The organism is Neobacillus endophyticus (assembly GCF_013248975.1).
GTDB lineage: Bacteria > Bacillota > Bacilli > Bacillales > Cytobacillaceae > Neobacillus > Neobacillus endophyticus.
Genome location: NZ_JABRWH010000001.1, coordinates 2,210,684 through 2,232,965, shown reverse-complemented (window position 1 = coordinate 2,232,965; position 22,282 = coordinate 2,210,684). Strand labels below are relative to the sequence as shown.

The window sequence follows — 22,282 nt, the reverse complement described above, 5'->3', positions numbered from 1 at the left end:
TCTTTTTCGAAGAATGGAATTGATTATTTTTTGGATTTTAACGGGAATGTCACAAAAACCTGAGTTCCTTCACCTTCATTGCTCAGAATGCGAATTTTTCCGGAATGGGAGTGAATGATCCATTTTGCGATCGAAAGCCCCAAACCGGAACCTTCCGTATGGCGGGTTCTCGATTTATCACCACGATAATATCGATCAAAAATATAAGGGAGATCTTCCTTTGAGATGCCAATTCCCGTATCGGAAATCTCGATGAAAGCGCGGGAATTTCTAACTCCGCTCTTTATGGAAATCGCCCCATTTTCCTTTGTATATTTAAGGGCATTATCTAATAAGATGACAACTAATTGTTTTAGCCGTTCCTTATCCCCCATCAGCTTAATCGGCTGAATGTCAGCCGTTAAATGGATATTTTTGACCATCGCCAGCATCTGAAAGTCCTTCGCTAATGGATGAAGAATCTCATCTAATTGGACAGACTCCTGGACGAACTGCAGTTGATTGGAATCAGAACGGGCTAGAGTTAATAAGTCGGCGACCATTTTGGACAAATATTTAATTTCCTGGATTACCTGGTGGATCGTCTCACTTTCCTGTTCAATATTATGATCGGGATGCCGAAATAAATGCTCCAGATTCAGCTTCATAACGGAGAGCGGAGTTCGCAATTCATGCGAAGCATCTGCGACAAATTGTTGCTGTTTTTCCCAAGAATGCTTGATGGGTATTAATGATTTATTCGCAAGGTAGATGCCAGCCAATATGGCGATGAACACACTAAGTAACGAACCAAATCCGATTACCATCAACAAATGCGATAGCATTTCATTTTCACGCTTTAGATTATATACAATCTGGATATTTTGTACTGGTGCATAATTTTTGTGAGTGGAGACAGATAGATTAATGAAATGATAAGACTCCGCTCCGATCTTTATTGATTGTAACCCTTCCTTGTTTACTAAGTGAACAAAACGATCTGTATCGGATTTGGAAATAGATTTATTAGGAAGCTCCTTGTACAACTTATGCCCTTTCTTCCAAAGAATATAGACAAGTCGTTGGTTTTCTTCTTTCTCAGGGTTTAGCTCTGTGCTAAGCTTATCCCTTTCACTGAGCAGATGATTTTTCTTTTCTACGATCGTCTGGTCAGCTTGGCTGTACAAACTATAATGTGTATACACATAAATCATCGCTCCAAAAAGATTTTGAAGGATAAAAAAAACAAGTGCATTGAGGGCCACAAGCCGGAGTTTCGTTTTTCTAAACATAGCCTCTGTCTACTCCTTTAACATATAGCCCACTCCGCGGACAGTTCGAATTAGCCTGTCATAGTCAAAAGGCGCCAGTTTTTTCCGTAAATAATGGATATAAAGATCAACGATTGCATCGGTTGTTTCCGATTCAATTCCCCATACTCTTTCAAAAATCTGATCCCGTGTGATAATTTGCTCCTTATTTTGAATTAAATAATAAAGCAATTCATATTCTTTTATGGTTAATTTTAATACATGGTCATTGAGGTACCCTTCGTGCCTATTGGTGTCTAGAAGAAGCGGACCATAGGAAATTTTGCCCTCCAGGCCGATTTTTCCTGACCTGCGCAGCAATGACCGGACTCTTGCCAAAAACTCCTCTGTAGCAAATGGCTTCACAATATAATCATCCGCGCCCAAATCCAGACCTTTCACTCGGTCCTCGACCCGATCCTTTGCTGTAAGAAACAATGTCGGCGTTTGGCAGCCTTCACTTCTTAACTTTCTCATCAAAGAAAACCCATCCATCTTCGGGAGCATAATATCAAGCGTGATTAAATCGTACTCCCCCGTTGAAGCTAAAAAATAACCCTCTTCGCCATTTTCCGCCTGTTCCACTTCGTACTGTTCTTCCTCCAAGATGGTTGAAATGATTCTTCTTAACGGTACGTCATCTTCTACAACTAATACACGCATGGTCTTTTCGCCACTCTTTTCGAAAAAAGTATTTGTTTCCTTAATTGAAATTTTCACAAAAGTTGGTGTAGATTGCAAATCTATTTGCCATAAGCTCTTTGTGCCGTCTTTATCCGCTGCTGTTTCAGTTCTGCCGTTTTCGAAGTGGAACGTTTATTCCAGTAACTATATAGGTTTCCGAACATAAGCCCAATAAATAAATAGGTTAATCCCCCAAAAATAGCATAAACTATGCTTCCTGCAATCGCCGTAATAAAACCAAATATGACTTGATTCTTATATTTGGCAGGAGAAGTCGGCGGATCCGTGAGCATAAATAAACCAAAAAACAGGGCGGCATTGATAAATGGCGACCTAAGTGCATCCGCTGCATCTCCAACATGGAAATACCCCATTAGGAATAGTATGACAAAAAAGGTTCCCAAAAAGGAAAAAACTTGCGGAAATTTATTAATCCGTTCCGTTACAATGTAACCGCCTATGATTAATAAGACCATCAGCCATGCTGGCAGGTCTCCAAATGCCCCCCACCAGCTCTGTTCTGATCGAAATAGAAAGATGGATATAAGCAGACCGACTGCTGCTGGATTAAAAATCGGTTTTTTCTTATATACCAAGAGATGCTTAGATAGGATGGCTAAGGCCGCCGTTCCTGCCACAAAGGGCCAAGGAGTTGTAATACTTAAAATCAGAGCAATAATCAGTCCCGTAATAATGGTTCCATCCTTGCTGCTTTTTCGATGGGTGATCCCACAAAAGAGAAAGTCTACAATTAATGATACACCTATAGCAATTAGTCCATTCATCATGCCTGATGTTGATTTTGTAAAAATAGATGCAATGATTAAATAAGCAAGAATTAAGATGGTGACATAGCCTTTTGGTGTTTTCAGCCATTTTTTTGCTGTCACTTAAATCCCTCCAGTTTGAATAATTTGTAATTCAGGTGTAACCATAATCCCCTTTATATTGAATTCTTCAATGAATGATTTCGACTTTTCAGAGCCCAGTAGAAAGCTAATCGTTGAAAGAGCATCGGCCATCATCGCAAATGGGGCAATGATGCTGCAGCTGATCCATTCCTGTGGGGAACGTCTTGTTTTTGGATTCACTAAATGATGCACATCTACTTTCTCATGATTTTTTCGTTCATAGCTTCCTGAAGTGCAGATTGCTTCATTCGAAATTTCTACTGTATCAATGAATCGATTGTTTTGATAGGGATGCTGGATTCCAATTTGCCATGGCTTCCCGTCTTCATTGAGTCCCCCTGCAAACAGATCGCCACCTGCATTTATGACAAACCCATCAAGATCTTTTAGTTCTTGTGCAGCCAAATCGATAGCGAATCCTTTAGCCACTGCACCTAAATCAATGACCAAAGGTTTTTTTAATAGTAAGGTTCGAGTTTCCGGATTTAACACAATATCACGAAACGTTACGGATTCAGTACATGAGCTTTTCATCACTTCTCCAGTTAAATAATGTCGATTAAATCCATTTTCCTCCATCAGCTTCCCTACAGTTGGATCGAACAAGCCATCCGTCAGCCTAGCCATCTCTAGTGCAAAAAACAGCGGCTGAAATAGTAATGGACTAATTTCAACAGGCTTCCCGATGTTTTGGCAAGCCTGCATACATTCACTTGTATGGCTAAACCGGCTGCACGCTTGTTCTATTTTTTGAAAAGCCTGGAAGGCACGATTTATTTTTTCTTCTGTTTCTATTGTTGATTTTTGAGTTACCGTCTGGATATCGACGATGGTATCCATATAAACTTTTGCTTTTCTCATTTTATTATCCCGCCGTATTTTGTGCTTGATTAAGGGCATCTTGAACAGCATCCTCAAATGCTTGTGAACTATAGGTAGCTCCTGAAACATTGGTTACTTGTGAGCTTTGATTCTTCAGTACCTCATCAGGCAGCCCAACAACATCACTTTCCGAATAATGCATCCCCCAAGAACTAATCTGAACATCGGTAATCTTATCGTTTTGAATCGTTACTTGGACTTGCATCATACCGCGCCGATTCATTCCTTGGCCCGTGAAAGTTCCATTTTTATATTTGCTGCTTTTTTGACTGCTGTTTACTGGTGCAGCTTTGGATACAGTGTTATTATCATTCGCATTCGGTGTAACACCAAAGCTCACTTGGGGTCCATTATTAGTTTGATCACTATTCGCCTTGGAGCCATTTAGTGTATATTGTTTCGCCTGAACATTTTTTGCGATTTGATGGATTGGTTGATTGTTATTATTAGCTGCCTGGGATTCCGTCGTGTAATACCCGGCAGAGTAAACTGCAGCAACAGCTGTTGAACAGAGAATAATCCACTTTTTATCCATTTTTCCCATTCAAAAATCCTCCTACTTGTACTAAAGCTTTATTTAAATACAGCTTAGCCCACGAATCTTAGAATTTGCTTAGAAACGGAAAAAAAAGCCACTATCAAAATTTTCACAGTGACTTTTTCATTATCATATTGCCTTACCATTACCATGATGGCTCATGAAATTGCTGTTTCCATTAATGATTTGAGTTAGACATTAAACCGGTATCCCGCTCCCCATATGGTTTCAATATATTGCGGGTTGGCCGGGTCCTTTTCAATTTTTTTACGGATTTTTTGGATATGAACAGACACAGTAGCCGTATCTCCAAAGTGATCCTCATTCCAAATCGTCATAAAGAGATGATCTTTGCTAAACACAATATTTGAATGCGACATCAGAAAGACTAATAATTCATACTCTTTGGCAGTGAAGGTTTTTTCTTTTCCATTCACAAATACTTGATGGGAAGCTGTATTGACTTCAAGGCCTTTATGGGAGAGCATTTCCGTCCCCGTATTTTTCCCCATTAATCGCTCATAGCGGTTAATATGGGATTTGACCCTTGCTACAAGTTCAGACGGACTGAACGGTTTCGTCAAATAATCATCTGCCCCATACCCTAATCCTCTTATCTTATCAATATCTTCTGTTTTGGCTGACACGATGATCACCGGGATTTCCATTTTACTGCGGACAGCCTTTAAGATTTGGAAGCCATCTTTATTAGGCAGCATTAAATCAACAATAATGACATCATACTTTCCTGAAACCGCATGATTCATCCCCTGCAATCCATCTGCAATAATCGTAACTTGATAGCCATTTAACTGTAGATAATCACGCTCTAATTCTGCGATATTTTCATCGTCTTCTATGATCAGGATTTGCTTCATTCGTTTTCACCTCTAATTGAAATAGGCAAAATGATGGTAAAACAGCTTCCCTCCCCTACAACACTATGAACTTTAATATCTCCGCCATGTGCAATGACCAGCTCCTTCGCAATCGCGAGCCCAAGGCCAGTGCTCATCAGATTTTTCGTCCGTTCCTTCTCAATTCGATAAAATCGATTAAAAATATAAGGAAGCTTATCACTTGATATCCCTGGCCCATTATCTTGGATATGCAGTTCAATCACGTGATCCTTTCTAACTAACGTACAGGTTATAGCTAAATTACATTCATCTCCATATTTTCTTGCGTTTCCAATAATATTTTGAACAGTTTGATGAATCCTTTTCCGATCCAGCCTCACCAAACAGTCGGCCTGCAAATGGTTTGTATATTGAAAATTAATGTTATTTTCTTCAAATTCAAAAGCAAACTCTTCCATTAAATCAGCCGTAAAGGCACCAATGAACACTTCTGCAAAATGATATTCCAATTTATCCATATCAATTTTTGAAAACAGAAACAGGTCATCAATGAGCTTGTTCATATATTCTGTATTACTGGATATGATTTTAAAGTACGTTTCCAGTTTATCATTAGGAACAACACCATCCATGATGGCTTCCATATAACCCTGAATCGAGGTAATCGGTGTTTTAAGATCATGAGAAATATTAGCAATTAACAGCTTGCGATTTTCTTCATATTCTTTTTGCATTTCTTCCCCTTTTTTCAATTTCCTTGCCATATTATTCAAGGATGCAATCAACACCTGAATTTTGTTTCTTGTCGGATGGACAATTTCAATATCATAATTACCTTTTGTGATTTCTTCTACTCCCTTAATCATCGTATCAATCGGCCGTAACAACTGCTTTTCCAATCGCGAATGAAAGACAAAATTGACGGCCTCCCTCATAATCGTAAAAACAAGGAGCAGGATAAAAATTATCTTTAATTCAAAGTACCGATATAACAAATAAATAATGGCAATGTTTATAAAAAGAAGGACCACTCTTAGATATCGAAATTTTTTTCTATTTTTCCGAAAGCTGGCGTGCATTTCACGGATCTCATGCTCAAAGGGATGACCATGCAGCGGCGGTACAGGAGGATGCTCATGCCGATGCCGGCGAAATAACCGCTCACGTCTCTTGTGTTTCATAAAGGATCTCCTTGTTTTAAAAATAGGAATCGTTCCAAATGAGGTTTCTCATGAACATACTAGCTTTTTTAAATGGAAAAAGAAAGGATAAACTAAATGTCCGTTCATCCTTTCTTTACGTGCTGATTCCAGCGGCAGTTTATCCATTCCTGTCTTCCTGTTTAATTTGTGAAATTTATTTCTGCTGAAGCTTTTAATTCATGGACGCCATCTTTTTCATATTTTCCCTGAATGGTGATGACAGCCTTTTCCACTTCTTTGTCTTTATTTGCAACCATGTTGATCAGAATCTGCGGTTTATCCATTAACATGATCTCTTTCATTAATTTTCCCTTTAATGGGTGGTGATGATGGTGGGGCGGACCTTGAAACATCATATTTTGCTCAAACTTACCTTGCATTCTGTCGCGTATTTGTTTTACTTCCTCACCAAGATCAAGTGAGAATAAAAGTTTTTCTCCCTGCTCCTCAACTTTTAATTCATTCAGCATTCGGAGTAAGAACAAGAAGCCTTCTGCCCTACTTTTGAAACCTCGTTGCTTTCCATGTTCATGCCCAAAACGTTCGTGATGCCGGAAATGTCTAAACCCTCGATGACAACCAAATCCTTCATGACCATTTCGAGTAAATTCCGTTGTGCTTTCATGCCTGCCTTCATTTCCATCAACATTCCATTCAGATTTCAGCTTGCATTTCGTCTTTCCATCGTCATTATGCTGAAATTCATTGCTAAAATTCCATACCTGCTGGCCATCTTGTTCAACTTTAACTTGAAGGATTCCTTCTCTTGAAGTTTTGTCTTTCATTGTTTTCACTACATCATATACCGCTTTAATTTTATTCATGGCTTTTTCCTCCAGCAATCATTTTTTCTTGCTTACACGGAGGATTCTAACAGCCAATCAAAAAAACAATGGAAAGAAAGTTTAAAAAAAGTATAAAATCTTTTAAAGGAAAAATAAAATCGTTATTGGCACGGACCCGAACGACTATATAATTATCATCTATTTCACTATAACCATAGTTCCGAATACTATTACAATTCAACAAAAAAAGCGCCTTAAGGCGTTTTTTTGTTGAATAATAAAATTTTATCAAATGATCGATGTTTATTTGAGTTCTTTAAATATCTTCTTGTTAAATTAAGATCTTTGATACCGGCTACACAAGATACAATTTCTAACTGGACATTGGCATCCAAAAGCATTTGAAATTTAGCAGATGTTCGTGTTGCACCTGTTGTTTTATCAATTTTGCTGCACTTTTCTGCTGCTGTTCTAAAAATGACATTATCCTTTAATATCATCCTTTGTTAATTGGTCAATAGCGGATTTTTCCCCTTGAAGCCACTCTACTAACTGTAATAGTGTTAGGAGATTTCCTTTTTCTTTCAGCCAATGACCAAAATTTTAAATCAGAGGAATAGCTTCACTCCTATTATTAACGTCCATTTCATTTTACAATTCCGAAAAACAGGAGTAAACTTCTGCAAACAAAAAAACACCCCTAAGGGTGCTCTTTCTATGCCTGGCAGCGTCCTACTCTCACAGGGGCTTTCGCCCCAACTACCATCGGCGCTGAGAAGCTTAACTTCCGTGTTCGGTATGGGAACGGGTGTGACCTTCTCGCCATCACCGCCAGACTATTTTATTGAGGTTTCATTCCCTCAAAACTAGATAATACAGAAGAAACGTTTAAGAACGAGTTCGCTTTATTCATATTACTATGACTTGGTTAAGTCCTCGATCGATTAGTATCAGTCAGCTCCACATGTTACCACGCTTCCACCTCTGACCTATCAACCTGATCATCTTTCAGGGATCTTACTAGCTTGACGCTATGGGAAATCTCATCTTGAGGGGGGCTTCATGCTTAGATGCTTTCAGCACTTATCCCGTCCGCACATAGCTACCCAGCGATGCCTTTGGCAAGACAACTGGTACACCAGCGGTGCGTCCATCCCGGTCCTCTCGTACTAAGGACAGCTCCTCTCAAATTTCCTGCGCCCGCGACGGATAGGGACCGAACTGTCTCACGACGTTCTGAACCCAGCTCGCGTACCGCTTTAATGGGCGAACAGCCCAACCCTTGGGACCGACTACAGCCCCAGGATGCGATGAGCCGACATCGAGGTGCCAAACCTCCCCGTCGATGTGGACTCTTGGGGGAGATAAGCCTGTTATCCCCAGGGTAGCTTTTATCCGTTGAGCGATGGCCCTTCCATGCGGAACCACCGGATCACTAAGCCCGACTTTCGTCCCTGCTCGACTTGTAGGTCTCGCAGTCAAGCTCCCTTGTGCCTTTACACTCTGCGAATGATTTCCAACCATTCTGAGGGAACCTTTGGGCGCCTCCGTTACTCTTTAGGAGGCGACCGCCCCAGTCAAACTGCCCACCTGACACTGTCTCCCACCCCGATCAGGGGTGTGGGTTAGAATTTCAATACAGCCAGGGTAGTATCCCACCGACGCCTCCACCGAAGCTGGCGCTCCGGCTTCTCAGGCTCCTACCTATCCTGTACAAGCTGTACCAAAATTCAATATCAGGCTACAGTAAAGCTCCATGGGGTCTTTCCGTCCTGTCGCGGGTAACCTGCATCTTCACAGGTACTATAATTTCACCGAGTCTCTCGTTGAGACAGTGCCCAGATCGTTACGCCTTTCGTGCGGGTCGGAACTTACCCGACAAGGAATTTCGCTACCTTAGGACCGTTATAGTTACGGCCGCCGTTTACTGGGGCTTCGATTCAGAGCTTCGCTTGCGCTAACCCCTCCTCTTAACCTTCCAGCACCGGGCAGGCGTCAGCCCCTATACTTCGCCTTGCGGCTTCGCAGAGACCTGTGTTTTTGCTAAACAGTCGCCTGGGCCTATTCACTGCGGCTCTTCGAGGCTATTCACCTCAAAAAGCACCCCTTCTCCCGAAGTTACGGGGTCATTTTGCCGAGTTCCTTAACGAGAGTTCTCTCGCTCACCTTAGGATTCTCTCCTCGCCTACCTGTGTCGGTTTGCGGTACGGGCACCTTTTATCTCGCTAGAGGCTTTTCTTGGCAGTGTGGAATCAGGAACTTCGGTACTCTATTTCCCTCGCTGTCACAGCTCAGCCTGTTCGAAAAGCGGATTTTCCTACTTCTCAGCCTAACTGCTTAGACGCGCATATCCAACAGCGCGCTTACCCTATCCTCCTGCGTCCCCCCATCACTCAAACGATAAAGAGGTGGTACAGGAATATCAACCTGTTGTCCATCGCCTACGCCTTTCGGCCTCGGCTTAGGTCCCGACTAACCCTGAGCGGACGAGCCTTCCTCAGGAAACCTTAGGCATTCGGTGGATGAGATTCTCACTCATCTTTCGCTACTCATACCGGCATTCTCACTTCTAAGCGCTCCACGGGTCCTTCCGATCCCGCTTCACAGCCCTTAGAACGCTCTCCTACCACTGACATCGTAGATGTCAATCCACAGCTTCGGTGATACGTTTAGCCCCGGTACATTTTCGGCGCAGAGTCACTCGACCAGTGAGCTATTACGCACTCTTTAAATGGTGGCTGCTTCTAAGCCAACATCCTGGTTGTCTAAGCAACTCCACATCCTTTTCCACTTAACGTATACTTTGGGACCTTAGCTGGTGGTCTGGGCTGTTTCCCTTTTGACTACGGATCTTATCACTCGCAGTCTGACTCCCACGGATAAGTCTTTGGCATTCGGAGTTTGTCTGAATTCGGTAACCCGATGAGGGCCCCTAGTCCAAACAGTGCTCTACCTCCAAGACTCTTACTACGTGAGGCTAGCCCTAAAGCTATTTCGGAGAGAACCAGCTATCTCCAAGTTCGATTGGAATTTCTCCGCTACCCACACCTCATCCGCGCACTTTTCAACGTGCGTCGGTTCGGGCCTCCATCCAGTGTTACCTGGACTTCACCCTGGACATGGGTAGATCACCTGGTTTCGGGTCTACGACTACATACTAAAACGCCCTATTCAGACTCGCTTTCGCTGCGGCTCCGTCTCTTCAACTTAACCTTGCATGTAATCGTAACTCGCCGGTTCATTCTACAAAAGGCACGCCATCACCCATAAACGGGCTCTGACTACTTGTAGGCACACGGTTTCAGGATCTCTTTCACTCCCCTTCCGGGGTGCTTTTCACCTTTCCCTCACGGTACTGGTTCACTATCGGTCACTAGGGAGTATTTAGCCTTGGGAGATGGTCCTCCCTGCTTCCGACCGGATTTCACGTGTCCGGCCGTACTCAGGATCCACTCAGGAGGGAACGAAGTTTCAACTACAGGGCTGTTACCTTCTATGACGGGCCTTTCCAGACCGCTTCATCTACCCCGTTCCTTTGTAACTCCATGTTGAGTGTCCTACAACCCCGAAAGGCAAGCCTTTCGGTTTGGGCTGTTCCCGTTTCGCTCGCCGCTACTCAGGGAATCGCGTTTGCTTTCTCTTCCTCCGGGTACTTAGATGTTTCAGTTCCCCGGGTCTGCCTTCAGTACCCTATGTATTCAGGTAAAGATACTGCTCCATTACGAGCAGTGGGTTCCCCCATTCGGAAATCTCCGGATCAAAGCTTACTTACAGCTCCCCGAAGCATATCGGTGTTAGTCCCGTCCTTCATCGGCTCCTAGTGCCAAGGCATCCACCGTGCGCCCTTTCTAACTTAACCTACGACAAATGATCAGCGTCGTGTCTCTAGTCAGCTTCGCTCGTTCAGATCCTCACGTGCCCTAGCACGCTCCGGTCTTCACTCCCTCGCTTCCTCGACCTTCTCGCTGCTGATTTGTCTTTATTTACTCTTAAAATAAGAGAGAAAAACTAAAATGGCGATTACTCGGTTCTTGCTTGGTTTCTTCTATACGATTATCTAGTTTTCAAAGAACGAGGCTACTGACTTCAATCACATCTTGATTACACATCAGAGCTTAGCTTCATGCTGCCTTGCGACGAGCTGAAGAGTTACCTCTTCGAATATGCTATGGCGCAGGAGCAATTTTTTGAGAGATTGTTCTCTCAAAACTAAACAAACAAAGAACGTGTCACAAACCGTTTTGTCTGGCTCATAGGTCCAGCTTTATCCTTAGAAAGGAGGTGATCCAGCCGCACCTTCCGATACGGCTACCTTGTTACGACTTCACCCCAATCATCTGTCCCACCTTAGGCGGCTGGCTCCTTGCGGTTACCCCACCGACTTCGGGTGTTACAAACTCTCGTGGTGTGACGGGCGGTGTGTACAAGGCCCGGGAACGTATTCACCGCGGCATGCTGATCCGCGATTACTAGCGATTCCGGCTTCATGCAGGCGAGTTGCAGCCTGCAATCCGAACTGAGAATGGTTTTGTGGGATTGGCTCCACCTCGCGGCTTCGCTGCCCTTTGTACCATCCATTGTAGCACGTGTGTAGCCCAGGTCATAAGGGGCATGATGATTTGACGTCATCCCCACCTTCCTCCGGTTTGTCACCGGCAGTCACCTTAGAGTGCCCAACTAAATGCTGGCAACTAAGATCAAGGGTTGCGCTCGTTGCGGGACTTAACCCAACATCTCACGACACGAGCTGACGACAACCATGCACCACCTGTCACTCTGTCCCCCGAAGGGGAACGTCCTATCTCTAGGAGTGTCAGAGGATGTCAAGACCTGGTAAGGTTCTTCGCGTTGCTTCGAATTAAACCACATGCTCCACCGCTTGTGCGGGCCCCCGTCAATTCCTTTGAGTTTCAGCCTTGCGGCCGTACTCCCCAGGCGGAGTGCTTAATGCGTTAGCTGCAGCACTAAAGGGCGGAAACCCTCTAACACTTAGCACTCATCGTTTACGGCGTGGACTACCAGGGTATCTAATCCTGTTTGCTCCCCACGCTTTCGCGCCTCAGCGTCAGTTACAGACCAGAAAGCCGCCTTCGCCACTGGTGTTCCTCCACATCTCTACGCATTTCACCGCTACACGTGGAATTCCGCTTTCCTCTTCTGCACTCAAGTCCCCCAGTTTCCAATGACCCTCCACGGTTGAGCCGTGGGCTTTCACATCAGACTTAAAGGACCGCCTGCGCGCGCTTTACGCCCAATAATTCCGGACAACGCTTGCCACCTACGTATTACCGCGGCTGCTGGCACGTAGTTAGCCGTGGCTTTCTGGTTAGGTACCGTCAAGGTACCGGCAGTTACTCCGGTACTTGTTCTTCCCTAACAACAGAGCTTTACGACCCGAAGGCCTTCATCGCTCACGCGGCGTTGCTCCATCAGACTTTCGTCCATTGTGGAAGATTCCCTACTGCTGCCTCCCGTAGGAGTCTGGGCCGTGTCTCAGTCCCAGTGTGGCCGATCACCCTCTCAGGTCGGCTACGCATCGTCGCCTTGGTGAGCCGTTACCTCACCAACTAGCTAATGCGCCGCGGGCCCATCTGTAAGTGACAGCCGAAACCGTCTTTCAGTTCTTCCTCATGCAAGGAAGAAGATTATCCGGTATTAGCTCCGGTTTCCCGAAGTTATCCCGATCTTACAGGGAGGTTGCCCACGTGTTACTCACCCGTCCGCCGCTAACCTCAAGGAGCAAGCTCCTCGAGATTCGCTCGACTTGCATGTATTAGGCACGCCGCCAGCGTTCGTCCTGAGCCAGGATCAAACTCTCCAAGAAAGTTGATATAGCTCATAAAAATAACGTTGGCTTCATTTCGTTAGAAATGAATAATTATTGTTTGTTGACGTTTTTGTTTGTTTAGTTTTCAAAGAACAATTTCACTCATAAAAAGCGACAGGAATATTACTTTATCACATTCCTTGTATTCTATCAACCATCATTTTTAAAAATTCCGATTGACTTTCATGCTCTTTTAAAGAGCAACTTTAACATCTTAACATGTTATGTGCACAAAAGCAAGAGCAAGTTTTTCCAATCCCTGTTTGCTTATCTTCTCTTTTGGAGCGACCTTACTAATATAACACCTTTAGTTTTTACTTGCAACAAAAAGTTTTTTCCAATCCTCAACATTCATTTGTTCATCGTTCACATCGTTGCCTTTGGTGACTGCACCAAACGAATATAATTTTAGGAAAGAGCGCAATTCTTACTACAAGAATTGCGCTCTCTAGTGGAATAAAGATATATATGTTTAGTTTGAAAATCGATTATAGCTTGTTGAACTATCTTTACCAATTTGCATAATACATTTTTCCACAAAATTCATATTTGTCGGCTTACCTATCTCTTAAGAAAGAGACTCTTAAATTTTTCTCTATCCAGTTTTCGTTAAAAAGGTAATGGGGGAGCTTCGTGCCTAATAAACATATATATACCAGTTACAGCTAACAGGATGCCGATATAAAATGTCCAAGGATTATCTTCCCTTTCTCTGTCAAATGTTCTATAGGTAAATATGCCAAATATTATTGTGATAATCGGAATAAATACATAAATGTATCCAACAAAATAGCATAATCCCCCCATAAGAAATGTAATCATTCCATAAGGATTCTGTCCTTTTATACTATCCACGTATGCTTGTTCTTCTGGAGTAATATCATCATCGTGCATTTTGTCTTCCTTTTTTGATTTTCCAAACATTATTTCTCCTCGCCTTTATGCCTATAGTATCTACTCGAAATTTTTCTTTCTTCAGTTATCCATATTTTAACATATAATCTATTGAATATTGGGATACAGCACATGCCCATCAAGATAACAGTATTCGGAAAGTAAATGTAATAAAATGGATTATTTTCACATAAATCTCCGGTATTTAAACTGGTTATTAGACATATTCAAATAAGCCTTCGAGACTTTATTTTTGTAAATCTTTATTCTAAGCTACTTCGCGAGATCTCTGAGCTCAGTTGTATGCTACACCTAGGATATCAAATACCGTTTTCTTCTTATACCGATTGGATTTCCGACCATTTTTCTCAATCATCTGTAAGATTTGCTGCAGGACATGGACAATGTCTTCTTTCTTCCATCATTCTCATTAAATTTTTATCTTACAGAAGTGTAAGTTTAATATTCACCTTAATTTAATGTAATGTAAACACTATATTATAACTAATATTCAATTATCCTAAACAGAAGAAAATTTTGTTATAGCTATATAACCGAAACGATGAAACAACATGGATATTTTAAAGATAATTAATCTAACAAAGATCTACAGTGAAGGTGAAACCAATGTTGCCCCCCTAATGCAGGCCAACCTTACTGACAGGGAAGATGAATTCTTGGCAATTGTAGGTTCGAGTGGTTCAAGGAAAAGCACCTTAGTCCATCTTTTGGGCGGGCTTTGATGGCCCAATGACGGCCAAGTGTTCAATGATGATAAAGATCAGAAGGAGTCGATAAATATGATTAATTTAGTCGGAACCAACCTATGGAATCCATATTATTTTACAAATTCAACCAGTTCAACATCTACATTAAGTGAACCTTCCACAAACAATATGTTTACCGATCAGTATCCACCAACCAGCATGGATTCCTTATCTTCTACTTGGAATCTTTTAACCCAATCCTACTCTCCACAATCAGTTTTTAACTATTATCAGCAGCAGCAAAATAACCCCTCCCCTACGTTTCAGCAACAGGTGACGGATGAGATTCAAAGTAATCCGAGGGACTCTATTCAAATGGCACAAGAAACCGACCTTAACAGTTTGATGCAGTCCGAATTTGGTTCGGCAAACGTGACAGACAACCTTACTGAGCTTTCTGAGAATTATGATACACTGAACCTATCTACCAACCTAAATTCTACAAATGACCAAATGGCGTTGTCACAAGCTTTAACTAACCCTATGGATGCATCCGAATTGCAACTGGATCAGGAATCAAGTCAGCTTCTTCAATACCAGTTTGGCACAAAGGGTAACAACTTGGATATCTATATTTAATCCTATAAGTCTCCTTTATACTTTAATGTAACTAACTGCGGAGTAATTAAAGTTCATAGTTAATGAATAATACGCTTACTCGTAATGAGTAGGCTTCTATGTGTTTAAGCCTTATTTTTTCGTATAGTCCAACTCCCGAAGAGAACGTAATATTATTTCCATCCAATCTAGTTTCAATATTTTCAAATGTAAAAGTGAGTTAAAATTAATCTCAATAATTTATAAAAGAGATTGTTCCTAAAGGGCTATTGATAAACTCCATTTTTCAATCTCCCGTTAATTAACCTTTCAGCAATATATTTTAATTCTTAATTACATTTTATCCATAATCCTTTTTCAACTAAACTCCATTAAACAGATTAACGACCATGAAAAAACGGACTGCTGCTGCAATCCATAAATTCTTCAATACTATTGCCTAGCTAAGTCTACCGGTAAAGGTTCTGTATTTATTTTTTGTCTAACAGCACCTCAACAGAAGATACAATAAGACTAACAATTACAATTAAAAACACAGGTAATCAGGGAACATGCCCAGTTGTCAATTTCCCTATTGTTCTTCCAATTGCTAAAAAAGGACTTTGACCGCACCTGACACTTGATAGGCTGTTAACTCTGAAGCATTTTAGTTGTATTTTATTTCGCTCACCATACCACTTTCTGCATGATGGAGTTCATGGCAATGGAATAGCCAAGTACCTGGATTATCCGCAACGAATTGTATGACATATGTTTCACCAGGCTTAACATTTATAGAATCTTTCATGACTTCAGAACCTATAAATGGTACTCCATTTCTTGATAACACCTGAAAATGGTGTCCATGAAGATGCATTGGATGATCTACATTTGTTTGATTGGTAATTGTAAATCTTACAACGTCGCCTTTTTTAACATTATAGATCTCAGGATTCGGCATTTTTTTGCTATTTATCGTAAACGTCATTCCTCCATCATTTGTACCTAAATTCATTTGGTATTCTTTTGTTGGTGTTAGAATGACCTTTTGGCTGCTTTTTCCGTAAGTAGAAAAATCAAAAAATTTATTTATGATTCCTCCCGTTTTCACCTTTTGATTTTCATAACCTTTATAGGTTAAAGGAATAACAGCTTTTAATTTTGCATTGTCTTGGGAGTAGATCCTAATTCCCCAATTCCCAGGGTTATTGGCTTTAAATTCCACATCGTAACGCTCTCCAGGAGCAATTTGAGTAAGCTGATTACTGATAATAGTTGGTTTATTAACATTTTCACCGTCATAAGCAATTACTTTAAATTGATGTGCTGGAATCTGAATGTTTTCAGTAAATAAGCCCGTATTTACAAATCTCAATTTAACTGTGTCACCTTTTTTAACAACAATTGGTTGAATACTTGGTGAGATTTTTCCGTTAATTATCGAAGTGTCATACATACTCATCATAGTAGCCTCACTAGAGTCACTTGTTTGAGACTTTGTAGTACTTCCCATATTCATATTACCCATATTACTCATATTGCCCATGTTGTCCATACTACCCATATTACTCATATCACCTATATTGCTCATATCCATGGAGCTCATAGATGAACGTTCGTTGATTGTAATGGCTTTGTCAATTTCTACTTTCTCACCGTTTTTTGGTTCAACAATCAACACGCCATATAATCCGTCCATAATTTGAGTAGCTTCGTTTGTATGAGAGTGGTACCAGTAGGTTCCTGGGTTAGGTGCTGTAAAGGTATAGTCGAAGGTTTGTCCTGGTTTGATTGGTTTTTGGGTTACATCAGGAACACCATCCATGTTATTAGCATCCGATAATCCATGAAGATGGAGTGTGGTATCTTCTTTCAATGAATTTTTAAAATGGATTGTGACCTTTTGGCCTTCCTTGACCCGGATTTCCTGACCAGGAACTGATCCGTTAAATGTCATGGCTGTTTCGACTAATTTATTGTTATACTTTATTTTCGTTTCTTTAGCTTCTAAGTTGATAGTGACGGAATTACCTTTGTTGCTAGTTTTATTGTTTGCCTTAGCTACACTTTGATTATTGGAACATGCAGCTAAAAAGACAGATAATATAATCAAAAATAATGGGATTACGAATATCCTTCCTTTCATTTTAATACCCTCCTGTAAATATTTAATTTGCTTAATACATTTAAAATAGTAAAAAAATGTGCAGAAAGTATGAAATTAAGTATTAAAATTTAACCATTTCCCACCGAAACCTCTATTGTTCATTACTTTGCCACAACCTTAAAGGTGTAAAGTGTAAAGACCTTTGAAAGCAAAGCGAATTTATATCCATTTTTGATGGCTGATGGATTCTGAACCTTGCACAAATTTTACAGGGCATGGGTAGTACCAGCTAAGCTGTCACCACCCGCAATAAGGGGTAGCGTCAGGAAAATACAGATTTAAAACGTTAAGGAAATTCCAAAATAAAAAGCCAAATTTCTCAATATTAAAATTAAGAAATTTGGCCTTTTTGTTGTTCTGGAAAAGCGCCCGATTATGGAAGGTCTTAGTGAAGATAATTTAACCGTTGAAAAAAAAATTCAAAATCCACAATAATAGTTTTGTAAATTGAATATAGTTAAGTAAAAAAGACTATGTCGATCAATGGTACTGGCCAGTTATGTTTTCATTAATATCTATCATTAATTTTGAGAGTAGTACAATTTGTCCTGCGTGATAACCATAGTGTGCTCCGACCTGAATAAGCAGACGGCTAATTACTCTTACATCATAGGTTTCATCTTCTGAGGCGTTAACTCGATACATCCTGTTCCAATCATTAAGATCATATCGTATTATCACTTCCCTTTTTAAATCAACTTCTGACAAGTTTGATAATATAAAAGTTGATTCAGCACGTGTCCTCAAAAGTAGATTTATCAATTCATCTCTGGTAATACCGCCTTCGGTATTAAATTCCCCTTGAGAGCGTTTTCTAACAAACGGTTTATTACCGATTGCACTTGCGAAATTTTGATATTCGTTTCCTGCTAAATGTAGGCAAAGATTCCCGACACTGTTTGTGGATACCTTCAATCTTTTCCAAATCTTTTCATCATCGAGATGATTCAAACTCTTAATGATGCGGTGGAGTTGCTTATCCATGTCTTCTAGCACGTTACTTATTAGTTCCAGCAAAAACTTTACACCTCTTTTAATCAGCACATAGTATTTCAATTTGGCCTAATAACTACTTTGCAATAATCTGTTTTTGGGCTTTTTTAGTTAATTTTTCAAAAACTAAATTATAAGAATGCAAAATTAGATTTTCTAATAAATCAAAGGGAAGATTTGAATCAATATAAACAGAGTTCCAATGTGTTTTATTCATATAATAGCCAGGGATAATACTTTTATAGGATTCTCTTAACTCTTCGGCACGATTGGGTTCGCATTTTAAAGTAATAATAGACTTCCCTTCAGAATCCCCGCCTAACATTGCAAACATTTTCCCACCAACATGATAACAATCTGCTTGCCAATCTACTTGGTAATCATGTGTTGTACCAGGTAATGTCATACAAAATGATTGTAGTTTTTCTTTTTCCATTAAAAGGGCTCCTTTTTATAAAATGAACATTAACTAACCAAAGGTTATTTTCAGTTTCATTAAAACCGTATGTACTAATTTCTATTATCATTTCTAAAAATCCTTTTTGCTCCATAATCTGCAGAATAATGTTTTGTCATTTTTACCATAAAAAAACCCTTTAGACAAAACGTATCCAAAGGGGTAAAGCACCGAAATAGTGAACTTTTAGCAAATTAAAAAACACCCCAAAGGATGTTTCAATGTTCCTCACCATGACCTGGTTCCACTAAGTCAGGGGTACCGTCATGATAATCCCATAAATCCTACGCTAAGCATTCCTGTCATAAAATAATGTATAATCCAGCCAATAATATAGAAGCTTTTTTTTACAAGTTTCATTTCCAATGTAATCAAAATTGTACCTGAACGTATTTTGTTTCAATAGAGGATAAAAATGACAAAATCTGTTGTTTATCTTTTATACGAATCGGATAATACGGAAATTAAAAATATCGCTGCTCAATTATTAAATGGTGACATATCCCTTAAGGACATTAAAAAAATAAAAGAATTCAAAACATATATCACAGCAAGCGAAGCAAAACTCAAAAAGGTTGATACACACCAAGTAGCTTAAATCGAGGAAAGATTTATGTTAATGGCTTATGTTAATTTTGTTCATTAACACTTTTGTTACGATAAAGGTGTCCTATTTTTTTGAACTATAAACAATACAAGCCTACTCCAAAATGAACGAGTGGACTTATTTTACGATATTTACATTTACGCGCCTTAGAGGATTCGAACCTCTGACCGTACGCTTAGAAGGCGTATGCTCTGTCCAGCTGAGCTAAAGGCGCAACATATGTATGGCGGAGAAAGAGAGATTTGAACTTTTGCGCCGGTTACCCTACCTACACCCTTAGCAGGGGCACCTCTTCAGCCACTTGTATACTTCTCTATAAAATAAAATGGCTCCGCAGGTAGGATTCGAACCTACGACCGATCGGTTAACAGCCGATTGCTCTACCACTGAGCTACTGCGGAACAATGAGAATATTTATAAGATGGGCCTAAATGGACTTGAACCATCGACCTCACGCTTATCAGGCGTGCGCTCTAACCAGCTGAGCTATAGGCCCATTATAAAATGTTTTTTAAACTCTATCAAGTTGGAGCGGGTGATGGGAATCGAACCCACAACAACAGCTTGGAAGGCTGTGGTTTTACCACTAAACTACATCTGCAACATTTTACAAATATAGTAACTAATGACTATTCTTCCATTAAATAGAATGGCTGAGCAAGCTGGATTCGAACCAACGAATGACGAAGTCAAAGTCTGTTGCCTTACCGCTTGGCTATAGCCCAATAATGAAAATGGGGCGATTGATGGGAATCGAACCCACGAGTGCCAGAGCCACAATCTGGTGCGTTAACCACTTCGCCACAACCGCCATGATTTAAAGTATGGCAGGGGTAGTAGGAATTGAACCCACACCAAAGGTTTTGGAGACCTTCGTTCTACCTTTAAACTATACCCCTCCATAAAAAAAAGATGGCTCAGGACGGAATCGAACCGCCGACACAAGGATTTTCAGTCCTTTGCTCTACCGACTGAGCTACTGAGCCACACAAAATCTATATCAACAGTAGTAATCCTACTGGGATAAAAAACGGTCCGGACGGGACTCGAACCCGCGACCTCCTGCGTGACAGGCAGGCATTCTAACCAACTGAACTACCGGACCATATATTGCGGAGGCAGGATTTGAACCTGCGACCTTCGGGTTATGAGCCCGACGAGCTACCAGACTGCTCCACCCCGCGATAATAATATTGAAGTGTTATGGCGGAGGAAGAGGGATTCGAACCCCCGCGCGGTTTAACCCGCCTGTCGGTTTTCAAGACCGATCCCTTCAGCCAGACTTGGGTATTCCTCCGAGTAATATGATATTGTTCTACTTTTTGCAATGAAAATTCATTTTATACTAGTAGATCTTTATCTATAGTAGCGGCGGAGGGGATCGAACCCCCGACCTTACGGGTATGAACCGTACGCTCTAGCCAGCTGAGCTACACCGCCAAATATTTAAATGTTTTATGGTGGAGCCTAGCGGGATCGAACCGCTGACCTCCTGCGTGCAAAGCAGGCGCTCTCCCAGCTGAGCTAAGGCCCCATTTAGTAAAATACATGGTCGGGAAAACAGGATTCGAACCTGCGACCCCTTGGTCCCAAACCAAGTGCTCTACCAAGCTGAGCTATTTCCCGTAATGAAAAACTAATGGCGCGCCCGAAAGGAGTCGAACCCATAACCTTCTGATCCGTAGTCAGACGCTCTATCCAATTGAGCTACGGGCGCACAATTCATTTTGTGGTGCCGAGGACCGGAATCGAACCGGTACGGTAGTCACCTACCGCAGGATTTTAAGTCCTGTGCGTCTGCCAGTTCCGCCACCCCGGCATTTTGGAGCGGAAGACGGGATTCGAACCCGCGACCCCCACCTTGGCAAGGTGGTGTTCTACCACTGAACTACTTCCGCATATAAAAGTGGTGCGGGTGAAGGGAGTCGAACCCCCACGCCTTGCGGCGCCAGATCCTAAGTCTGGTGCGTCTGCCAATTCCGCCACACCCGCATATTATTTAAGATGGTGAGCCATGAAGGACTCGAACCTTCGACCCTCTGATTAAAAGTCAGATGCTCTACCGACTGAGCTAATGGCTCGTATAAAAATGCTTTCCTACAACTAATTTTCCTTAGTCAGATGTCCCCGCCTCAGAATGCTAATGCAAGCAGCGGCTCAGCGTGTACAATTCGTAGAATATTCATAGAAGTTTCGCTCATTGCTCTACCGACTGAGCTAATGGCTCTAAAAAAGCAAAAAAATAAATGGTGCCGGCTAGAGGACTTGAACCCCCAACCTACTGATTACAAGTCAGTTGCTCTACCAATTGAGCTAAACCGGCAAAAATTACGTATAAATATTATTTTTTACTCGCTTGCCTATTAATCGTCATCCCGATCTCAGATTGCTTACTCAAGAAGCAGCTCGATCGGTATGCTGTAGACTATTCAGGAAGCTAATTCGGTCGTGCTCTACCAATTGAGCTAAACCGGCACAATTAATGGTGGAGGATGACGGGATCGAACCGCCGACCCTCTGCTTGTAAGGCAGATGCTCTCCCAGCTGAGCTAATCCTCCAACATGGTGACCCCTACGGGATTCGAACCCGTGTTACCGCCGTGAAAGGGCGGTGTCTTAACCGCTTGACCAAGGGGCCAACTATAGAATTAGGCAAAATAATAGCCCCTATAGACTTATAGGGGTTTTAGCCTGGCAGCGTCCTACTCTCACAGGGGCTTTCGCCCCAACTACCATCGGCGCTGAGAAGCTTAACTTCCGTGTTCGGTATGGGAACGGGTGTGACCTTCTCGCCATCACCGCCAGACTATTTTATTGAGGTTTCATTCCCTCAAAACTAGATAATACAGAAGAAACGTTTAAGAACGAGTTCGCTTTATTCA

General features: G+C 41.5%; 15 protein-coding genes, 22 tRNA genes and 4 rRNA genes. 2 read left to right on the top strand and 39 right to left on the bottom strand.

The genetic code is table 11. The annotated features are described in order from the left end of the window. Positions 1-23: 23 nt before the first annotated feature. The 13 genes from HPT25_RS10910 to HPT25_RS10855 form a co-directional block, all read right to left on the bottom strand. Positions 24-1,271: a sensor histidine kinase gene (locus HPT25_RS10910; RefSeq protein ID WP_173063601.1), complete on the bottom strand. Its 1,248-nt coding sequence runs from the start codon at positions 1,269-1,271 to the stop codon at positions 24-26. Positions 1,272-1,280: 9 nt separating this feature from the next. Further along, positions 1,281-1,952: a response regulator transcription factor gene (locus HPT25_RS10905; protein ID WP_173063598.1), complete on the bottom strand. Its 672-nt coding sequence runs from the start codon at positions 1,950-1,952 to the stop codon at positions 1,281-1,283. Between the two features lie 80 nt (positions 1,953-2,032). Next, positions 2,033-2,863, bottom strand: a complete 831-nt coding sequence (locus tag HPT25_RS10900) for an RnfABCDGE type electron transport complex subunit D (protein ID WP_173063595.1) — start codon at positions 2,861-2,863, stop codon at positions 2,033-2,035. Beyond that, the gene (locus HPT25_RS10895) at positions 2,864-3,745 is read right to left on the bottom strand and encodes an FAD:protein FMN transferase (protein WP_173063592.1); all 882 of its coding nucleotides are present in this window, start codon (positions 3,743-3,745) and stop codon (positions 2,864-2,866) included. A 4-nt stretch (positions 3,746-3,749) separates the two neighbouring features. Further along, positions 3,750-4,310 carry an FMN-binding protein gene (locus tag HPT25_RS10890; RefSeq protein ID WP_173063589.1) on the bottom strand — a complete coding sequence of 187 codons (561 nt, stop codon included), beginning with the start codon at positions 4,308-4,310 and terminating at the stop codon, positions 3,750-3,752. Between the two features lie 185 nt (positions 4,311-4,495). After that, positions 4,496-5,182 (bottom strand): response regulator transcription factor, encoded by a 687-nt coding sequence (locus HPT25_RS10885; RefSeq protein WP_173063586.1) that lies wholly within the window; start codon positions 5,180-5,182, stop codon positions 4,496-4,498. Then, the gene (locus HPT25_RS10880) at positions 5,179-6,345 is read right to left on the bottom strand and encodes a sensor histidine kinase (protein ID WP_173063583.1); all 1,167 of its coding nucleotides are present in this window, start codon (positions 6,343-6,345) and stop codon (positions 5,179-5,181) included. The genes HPT25_RS10885 and HPT25_RS10880 overlap by 4 nt, the downstream gene beginning before the upstream one ends. Before the next feature lie 161 nt (positions 6,346-6,506). Then, positions 6,507-7,190 (bottom strand): hypothetical protein, encoded by a 684-nt coding sequence (locus HPT25_RS10875; protein ID WP_173063580.1) that lies wholly within the window; start codon positions 7,188-7,190, stop codon positions 6,507-6,509. Positions 7,191-7,405: 215 nt separating this feature from the next. Further along, positions 7,406-7,651 carry a hypothetical protein gene (locus HPT25_RS28325; protein WP_217269688.1) on the bottom strand — a complete coding sequence of 82 codons (246 nt, stop codon included), beginning with the start codon at positions 7,649-7,651 and terminating at the stop codon, positions 7,406-7,408. 219 nt (positions 7,652-7,870) lie between these two features. Further along, a 5S ribosomal RNA gene (rrf, locus tag HPT25_RS10870) occupies positions 7,871-7,987 on the bottom strand. Between the two features lie 88 nt (positions 7,988-8,075). Beyond that, positions 8,076-11,010, bottom strand: a 23S ribosomal RNA gene (locus tag HPT25_RS10865). Between the two features lie 415 nt (positions 11,011-11,425). Then, positions 11,426-12,975, bottom strand: a 16S ribosomal RNA gene (locus tag HPT25_RS10860). Together the 16S, 23S and 5S rRNA genes form the textbook arrangement of a ribosomal RNA operon. Positions 12,976-13,587: 612 nt before the next feature. Further along, positions 13,588-13,902, bottom strand: a complete 315-nt coding sequence (locus HPT25_RS10855) for a cell division protein FtsK (protein ID WP_173063577.1) — start codon at positions 13,900-13,902, stop codon at positions 13,588-13,590. Positions 13,903-14,672: 770 nt separating this feature from the next. On the opposite strand from HPT25_RS10855, the gene HPT25_RS10850 reads away from it, so the two are divergent. Beyond that, complete coding sequence (locus tag HPT25_RS10850; protein WP_173063575.1) at positions 14,673-15,218, top strand: hypothetical protein; 546 nt, start codon at positions 14,673-14,675, stop codon at positions 15,216-15,218. A gap of 625 nt (positions 15,219-15,843) precedes the next feature. Here the strand turns inward: HPT25_RS10850 and HPT25_RS10845 are convergent. From HPT25_RS10845 to HPT25_RS10835, 3 genes are all read right to left on the bottom strand, one after another. Next, positions 15,844-17,322: a multicopper oxidase family protein gene (locus HPT25_RS10845; protein ID WP_173063572.1), complete on the bottom strand. Its 1,479-nt coding sequence runs from the start codon at positions 17,320-17,322 to the stop codon at positions 15,844-15,846. A gap of 501 nt (positions 17,323-17,823) precedes the next feature. Continuing rightward, complete coding sequence (locus HPT25_RS10840) at positions 17,824-18,399, bottom strand: DinB family protein (protein WP_246277172.1); 576 nt, start codon at positions 18,397-18,399, stop codon at positions 17,824-17,826. A 13-nt stretch (positions 18,400-18,412) separates the two neighbouring features. Further along, positions 18,413-18,772 carry an MmcQ/YjbR family DNA-binding protein gene (locus HPT25_RS10835; RefSeq protein ID WP_173063567.1) on the bottom strand — a complete coding sequence of 120 codons (360 nt, stop codon included), beginning with the start codon at positions 18,770-18,772 and terminating at the stop codon, positions 18,413-18,415. Positions 18,773-19,208: 436 nt separating this feature from the next. Between HPT25_RS10835 and HPT25_RS10830 the strand changes: the two genes are divergently transcribed. Next, positions 19,209-19,391 carry a hypothetical protein gene (locus tag HPT25_RS10830; RefSeq protein ID WP_173063565.1) on the top strand — a complete coding sequence of 61 codons (183 nt, stop codon included), beginning with the start codon at positions 19,209-19,211 and terminating at the stop codon, positions 19,389-19,391. 149 nt (positions 19,392-19,540) lie between these two features. On the opposite strand, the gene HPT25_RS10825 is transcribed toward HPT25_RS10830, so the two are convergent. The 23 genes from HPT25_RS10825 to rrf (HPT25_RS10715) all read right to left on the bottom strand — a co-directional run bounded on the left by HPT25_RS10825 (position 19,541) and on the right by rrf (HPT25_RS10715) (position 22,206). After that, positions 19,541-19,614, bottom strand: a tRNA-Arg gene (locus HPT25_RS10825). Positions 19,615-19,726: 112 nt separating this feature from the next. Continuing rightward, positions 19,727-19,801: transfer RNA gene (locus HPT25_RS10820), tRNA-Asn, on the bottom strand. Positions 19,802-19,822: 21 nt separating this feature from the next. Next, positions 19,823-19,896 (bottom strand) — tRNA-Ile (locus HPT25_RS10815). A gap of 31 nt (positions 19,897-19,927) precedes the next feature. Then, positions 19,928-20,001: transfer RNA gene (locus tag HPT25_RS10810), tRNA-Gly, on the bottom strand. A gap of 49 nt (positions 20,002-20,050) precedes the next feature. After that, a tRNA-Gln gene (locus tag HPT25_RS10805) sits at positions 20,051-20,125 on the bottom strand. A 10-nt stretch (positions 20,126-20,135) separates the two neighbouring features. Next, positions 20,136-20,211: transfer RNA gene (locus tag HPT25_RS10800), tRNA-His, on the bottom strand. Between the two features lie 14 nt (positions 20,212-20,225). After that, positions 20,226-20,299 (bottom strand) — tRNA-Trp (locus tag HPT25_RS10795). 14 nt (positions 20,300-20,313) lie between these two features. After that, positions 20,314-20,386: transfer RNA gene (locus HPT25_RS10790), tRNA-Phe, on the bottom strand. Positions 20,387-20,431: 45 nt separating this feature from the next. Continuing rightward, positions 20,432-20,505: transfer RNA gene (locus HPT25_RS10785), tRNA-Asp, on the bottom strand. Positions 20,506-20,510: 5 nt separating this feature from the next. Further along, positions 20,511-20,584, bottom strand: a tRNA-Met gene (locus tag HPT25_RS10780). Positions 20,585-20,604: 20 nt separating this feature from the next. Next, positions 20,605-20,697 (bottom strand) — tRNA-Ser (locus HPT25_RS10775). A 69-nt stretch (positions 20,698-20,766) separates the two neighbouring features. Further along, positions 20,767-20,840: transfer RNA gene (locus HPT25_RS10770), tRNA-Met, on the bottom strand. Between the two features lie 18 nt (positions 20,841-20,858). Next, positions 20,859-20,934 (bottom strand) — tRNA-Ala (locus HPT25_RS10765). Positions 20,935-20,949: 15 nt separating this feature from the next. Further along, positions 20,950-21,026 (bottom strand) — tRNA-Pro (locus HPT25_RS10760). 14 nt (positions 21,027-21,040) lie between these two features. Then, a tRNA-Arg gene (locus HPT25_RS10755) sits at positions 21,041-21,117 on the bottom strand. Positions 21,118-21,130: 13 nt separating this feature from the next. After that, positions 21,131-21,219: transfer RNA gene (locus tag HPT25_RS10750), tRNA-Leu, on the bottom strand. 4 nt (positions 21,220-21,223) lie between these two features. Beyond that, a tRNA-Gly gene (locus HPT25_RS10745) sits at positions 21,224-21,298 on the bottom strand. Positions 21,299-21,307: 9 nt separating this feature from the next. Then, positions 21,308-21,392: transfer RNA gene (locus tag HPT25_RS10740), tRNA-Leu, on the bottom strand. 13 nt (positions 21,393-21,405) lie between these two features. Then, positions 21,406-21,481 (bottom strand) — tRNA-Lys (locus HPT25_RS10735). 166 nt (positions 21,482-21,647) lie between these two features. Then, positions 21,648-21,723, bottom strand: a tRNA-Thr gene (locus HPT25_RS10730). A 160-nt stretch (positions 21,724-21,883) separates the two neighbouring features. Further along, positions 21,884-21,959, bottom strand: a tRNA-Val gene (locus HPT25_RS10725). Between the two features lie 4 nt (positions 21,960-21,963). Beyond that, positions 21,964-22,038 (bottom strand) — tRNA-Glu (locus HPT25_RS10720). 51 nt (positions 22,039-22,089) lie between these two features. Further along, positions 22,090-22,206, bottom strand: a 5S ribosomal RNA gene (gene rrf / locus HPT25_RS10715). Positions 22,207-22,282 lie beyond the last annotated feature (76 nt).

Excerpts from the sequence above, each read along its gene's own strand:
- HPT25_RS10910 (WP_173063601.1), bottom strand. The coding sequence starts at position 1,271 with ATGTTTAGAAAAACGAAACTCCGGCTTGTGGCCCTCAATGCACTTGTT.
- HPT25_RS10905 (WP_173063598.1), bottom strand. The coding sequence starts at position 1,952 with ATGCGTGTATTAGTTGTAGAAGATGACGTACCGTTAAGAAGAATCATT.
- HPT25_RS10895 (WP_173063592.1), bottom strand. The coding sequence starts at position 3,745 with ATGAGAAAAGCAAAAGTTTATATGGATACCATCGTCGATATCCAGACG.
- HPT25_RS10890 (WP_173063589.1), bottom strand. The coding sequence starts at position 4,310 with ATGGGAAAAATGGATAAAAAGTGGATTATTCTCTGTTCAACAGCTGTT.
- HPT25_RS10885 (WP_173063586.1), bottom strand. The coding sequence starts at position 5,182 with ATGAAGCAAATCCTGATCATAGAAGACGATGAAAATATCGCAGAATTA.
- HPT25_RS10880 (WP_173063583.1), bottom strand. The coding sequence starts at position 6,345 with ATGAAACACAAGAGACGTGAGCGGTTATTTCGCCGGCATCGGCATGAG.
- HPT25_RS10875 (WP_173063580.1), bottom strand. The coding sequence starts at position 7,190 with ATGAATAAAATTAAAGCGGTATATGATGTAGTGAAAACAATGAAAGAC.
- HPT25_RS28325 (WP_217269688.1), bottom strand. The coding sequence starts at position 7,651 with ATGATATTAAAGGATAATGTCATTTTTAGAACAGCAGCAGAAAAGTGC.
- HPT25_RS10855 (WP_173063577.1), bottom strand. The coding sequence starts at position 13,902 with ATGTTTGGAAAATCAAAAAAGGAAGACAAAATGCACGATGATGATATT.
- HPT25_RS10850 (WP_173063575.1), top strand. The coding sequence starts at position 14,673 with ATGATTAATTTAGTCGGAACCAACCTATGGAATCCATATTATTTTACA.
- HPT25_RS10845 (WP_173063572.1), bottom strand. The coding sequence starts at position 17,322 with ATGAAAGGAAGGATATTCGTAATCCCATTATTTTTGATTATATTATCT.
- HPT25_RS10835 (WP_173063567.1), bottom strand. The coding sequence starts at position 18,772 with ATGGAAAAAGAAAAACTACAATCATTTTGTATGACATTACCTGGTACA.
- HPT25_RS10830 (WP_173063565.1), top strand. The coding sequence starts at position 19,209 with ATGACAAAATCTGTTGTTTATCTTTTATACGAATCGGATAATACGGAA.